Source organism: Scandinavium sp. (assembly GCF_036271055.1).
Taxonomy (GTDB): domain Bacteria; phylum Pseudomonadota; class Gammaproteobacteria; order Enterobacterales; family Enterobacteriaceae; genus Scandinavium.
The window spans coordinates 1-5,157 of the sequence record NZ_DATBBJ010000106.1; the positions used below are offsets into that span (position 1 = coordinate 1).

A 5,157-nucleotide genomic window follows, 5' to 3' on the forward strand; every position below is an offset into this window, starting at 1 on the left:
ACGCGCGCGCTTGTTCAGACAGGCGACAACGTGATGATTGGCGGCTTCATCATTCAAGGAACCGGACCAAAGAGAGTCATCATTCGTGCCATCGGCCCTGAGCTCGGTGCACCTCCATATAATATTCCCAATGCATTAGCTAATCCGAGATTGGAACTACACAACGCGGCCGGAGCAGTGATCGGTTCTAATGATGACTGGCAGCATACGGTAATCGGCGGTGTTATCACACGGAACCAAGTCACCGATATTCAGAACAGCGGACACGCTCCAACGAATCCATTCGAGTCGGCCATCATTGCAGATCTGCCACCGGGCAACTACACCGCGATTGTGAGTGGCGTAAACAACACTGCTGGAGTCGGTCTCGTGGAAGTATACGATCTTAGCGCTAACACTGCTTCCATTCTTGGTAATATCAGCACTCGCAGCTTTGTGCAAACTGGTGACGACGTGATGATTGGCGGTTTTATCGTTCAAGGAACCGACACAAAGAAAGTGATTATTCGTGCCATAGGTCCTGAGCTCGGTGCACCTCCATATAATATTCCAAGTGCATTAGCCAATCCCACCTTGGAATTGCACAATGGCGCAGGAGCTTTGATTGCCTTCAACGATAACTGGCAGACCACGATAATCGGCGGGATCATTACCACTAACCAGGTTCGCGACATCATAAACAGCGGCCATGCTCCAACAGATCCAAGGGAATCGGCGATCATCGCAGACCTGCCCCCGGGTAACTACACCGCAATTGTGCGCGGCGCAGACAACATAACCGGCGTTGCGCTGGTAGAAGTATACGATCTGGACTAACACTCCAACTCTAATGAAGAAACAATCCACATCTCAATCTGCGCGGGTCTTAATTGCTCTACTTGCCTACGGAGTGACATGTTCAATCGTAACAGGCATGTTATCTGCCACGGCGGATAAACTCGCTCTTTTATCTGGCCAAGCGTCCGCCAAGACTTCCCAGAGAACTCTGACGTTCGCTGAGCGCGTAGCTTATCAACGCGCGATTGAGGATGTTTACTGGCGGCACCGCATTTGGCCCAAAGATCGCCCCGACCCCAAGCCATCACTCGATGCGGTCATCTCTCAGGCGCAGCTTGAAAGCAAAGTCGCAGAATATCTGCGTAACTTACAAATGTTGCAGGATTACTCGGGACACCCGATTACTGCCAAGCAATTGCAGGGGGAGATGGATCGCATGGCAACTCACACCAAGCGGCCTGAGTTGTTACGCAAGCTATTTGAAGCCTTGGGCAACGATCCCTTTGTTATCGCCGAGTGTCTCGCCAGACCAGCGCTAGCTGAGCGGCTGTTAAGTGATCAGTATGACGGCGGTCAGAGAGAGCCGTTGGAGCCCTCGCCAGCTACTGGAGAACATCGACCGGATAGCGCGATGACAGTGCAGAGCGGTGTCTACACGCTACCAGCAACATCAGATACAGGCGACTGCGTCAATAACACTTGGGCAGCCACCAGCATCGCGAACGCGCCGGCCGGTAGATTTGGTCATACCGTAGTGTGGACGGGCACTGAAATGATCGTCTGGGGCGGAGGCTACGATAACACCAATTTGAACACTGGCGGGAGGTACGATCCGGCTACCGATAATTGGAGAGCCACGAGCACCACCAGCGCACCGTACGCGCGGTCTGGCCATACGGCAGTTTGGACCGGCAATGAAATGATTATCTGGGGTGGACACGGCGACAACACCGGCGGGAGATACAATCCGACGACGAACCGTTGGGCACCTACCAGCACCACCAACGCGCCCAGCGGCCGAAGCGGTCACACCTCGGTTTGGACTGGCAGCGAAATGATCGCCTGGGGCGGCGTTGACCCCTTTGGCTTTGCCTTGAATACCGGTGGAAAATACAATCCCGACATGGATAGTTGGACGGCTACAACGGCCACGAATGCGCCGACAGCCAGAACATTTCACACAGCAGTGTGGACCGGCAGCGAAATGATCGTCTGGGGCGGATATATTCAGTTGCCTGGCTATTCAACCTCTTTCAACACGGGCGGCAAATACAATCCCGCAGCGGACACTTGGACAGCTACGAGCACAACTAACGCACCCTCTGCCCGAGTGCAGCATACTGCGGTATGGACTGGCAGCGAAATGATCGTTTGGGGTGGTGCCCGTTTTTCTGGCGGCCCACCGTTTAACACCGGCGGGAGATACCGTCCCGGCACGAACAGTTGGACAGCTACCAGCACGACTAACACGCCTTCTGCCCGAAGTCGTCAAACGGCGGTTTGGACCCTCAGTGAGATGATTATCTGGGGTGGATCTAGTACGTCAGGCCTTACGAACACCGGCGGGAAATACAATGCCGACGCAGGTAGCTGGACAGGTATAAACACCGTGAATGCCCCTGTCCCACGAGTCGATGCAACGGCAGTGTGGACTGGTAACCAAATGATCGTCTGGGGCGGATGGGAAACCTACCCCACTGGTCTGAACACCGGCGGCAGATATTGTGCCCCGGGTCCTCCGGAGCAGCTAGGCAACATCAGCACGCGGTCCTTTGTACAGACGGGTGACAACGTGATGATTGGCGGGTTCATTGTTCAAGGGACTGGCCCTAAGAGGGTAATTATTCGCGCTATTGGCCCAGAGCTTGGCGCGCCTCCATATAACATTCCAAATGCATTGGCTAATCCGACCTTGGAACTGCACAATGGCATGGGAGCTTTGATCGCCTCTAATGATAACTGGCCGACTACGATAATCGGCGGGATTATCACCAGTAATCAAGTTGGCGCGATTCGCGACAGCGGGCGTGCACCCACAGATGGAAGGGAATCTGCGATCATCGCAGACCTGCAGCCGGGTAACTACACCGCCATCGTGCGCGGTGTAAACAACGTGACCGGAGTTGCTCTCGTGGAAGTGTACGATCTCAGCGCTAACTCTGCTTCAATTCTTGGCAATATCAGCACTCGCAGCTTTGTGCAGACGGGTGACAACGTGATGATTGGCGGTTTTATCGTTCAAGGAATGGGCGCAAAGAGGGTGATTATTCGTGCCATCGGTCCTGAGCTCGGCGCACCTCCATATAATATTCCGGATGCATTGGCTAATCCGAGATTGGAACTGCACAACGCGGCCGGAGCATTGATCGGCTCTAATGATGACTGGCAGCATACGATAATCGGCGGTGTTATCACACAGAACCAACTCACCGATATTCAGAACAGCGGTCACGCTCCAACCGATCCATCCGAGTCGGCAATCATTGCTGAGCTGCCACCGGGCAACTACACCGCGATTGTGCGCGGTGTAAACGATACGACCGGAGTAGGTCTCGTAGAAGTGTACGATCTGCAATAATGTTGCCTTTTGAGAGCCAACTATTGGACTGGCATTGGTGATTCCCCATAGCAATGCTGGGTTGCTGCCCTCTTCGGTTCGACAGGCGCGACTTGAACGCAGTATTTCGAAGGGATTATCACTGAAAGAGCTAATATTGTGTTGACGCGTTTCGTTCATCCATTAGCGTCGCGCCAATTCCATAGTTTACGCGATCAACCCCCAATTATTCCAGTATGAACAAGCTTCTTCCGCCGTTGATTACGTTGCTTACAGACCACAATCTCAAATTTCGTGGATGCATCGTGCGTTCGTTTCTCGTCACCGTGACCAGCGCCCTACTTTTGGGCGCTGCTACCGGGCGGGCCGCCACTCTTACTGTAACCAGTTCGGGCGATAGCGGACCCGGGACGCTACGTCAGGCGATTCTTGATGCCTCCTCTTCGGGTGGCGATACGATTAATTTCGACCTGACCGGCACGATCACGCTAACGAGCGGCCAACTATTCATTCACAAGAATCTGACGATTAGCGGTCCCGGCCCGAATGTGTTGACTGTGCGGCGCAGCCCTGCTGGCGGCACGCCGGAGTTTCGTATCTTTTCCATCGGCAACGGCTCCCACGTCACCATTTCCGGTCTAACGATCCGCAACGGGCGCGACTATAACAGTGGCGCTATCTTGAACGACGGCGCGACGCTGACCGTGAATAACTGTGTCTTCACAGCCAATTCGGGTGGCGGTTACGGCGGGGGCGGCATTATGAACGACGGCTCGAACGCTAACTCAAGGCTGACGGTGAACAATTGCGTCTTTGATGGCAACTCCGCTGACTTCATGGCCGCGGGAATCCTCAACTTTTCCAGTGGCCGCACCGCGAACCTGACCGTAAGCAATTGCGTCTTTAGCAACAATTCAGCTTTCGACGGTGGCGCGATCGTCAACTATGCCCCCGGTGGAACCGCAACGTCGGTCGTGAGTAATACCACACTGACCGGTAACTCGGCCATCGGGCAGGCTGGCCGCGCCGGCGCTATCCATAATAATGCGGTATCGGTTGGGGGCCGGGCAATGCTGACAGTGAATAACTGCACGCTTAGCAACAACTCCACGGACTACGCGGGCGGAGGCATCTACAACAGCGCCGGTAACCTGCAGGTTAGCAATTGCACGTTCAGCGGTAATTCTGTGAACGGGAACGGTGGTGGCATCTACACCGAATACGATCGGGCGGCGGTGCGCATTACCAATTGCACCTTCAGCGGCAACTCCGCGGGCTCCGGCGGCGGCATCTACTGCCAAGGCGATACAACGGTGACCGTTAGTAATACAATTTTCAAGAGCGGAGCGTCTGGTGAAAATATTTACAATGCGGCGCACTTTGTTTCAGCCGGCCACAATTTGAGCAACGATGCAGCCGGCGGCGACAATGGTGTCGGTCCCGGCGGACTTTTGAATCAGCCAGGCGACATTCGAAATACCGATCCGCAGATTGGCCCGCTTGCTGACAATGGCGGCCCCACCAAGACAATGGCGCTACTTTCTAACAGCCCAGCGATCGACGCGGGCAACGATGCGAATGCGCCACCCCGTGATCAGCGTGGTTATTTGCGCAACGGTACGAGCGACATCGGCGCCTTTGAGTTTGGCGGATTTAATCCAACGGCGCTCGGTAACATCTCGACGCGCGCGCTTGTTCAGACAGGCGACAACGTGATGATTGGCGGCTTCATCATTCAAGGAACCGGACCAAAGAGAGTCATCATTCGTGCCATCGGCCCTGAGCTCGGTGCACCTCCATATAATATTCCCAATGCATTAGCT

Annotated in this window: 3 protein-coding genes; all 3 read left to right on the plus strand. The window is 54.7% G+C overall.

The annotated features are described in order from the left end of the window. Window positions 1-816: hypothetical protein (locus tag VH187_RS22255; protein ID WP_329703614.1), on the plus strand; the 816-nt coding region annotated here is incomplete at its 5' end. A gap of 97 nt (window positions 817-913) precedes the next feature. Continuing rightward, window positions 914-3,355, plus strand: a complete 2,442-nt coding sequence (locus tag VH187_RS22260) for a Kelch repeat-containing protein (RefSeq protein WP_329703615.1) — start codon at window positions 914-916, stop codon at window positions 3,353-3,355. A gap of 215 nt (window positions 3,356-3,570) precedes the next feature. Continuing rightward, a partial coding sequence (locus VH187_RS22265) for a choice-of-anchor Q domain-containing protein (RefSeq protein ID WP_329703616.1) occupies window positions 3,571-5,157 on the plus strand: 1,587 nt, incomplete at its 3' end.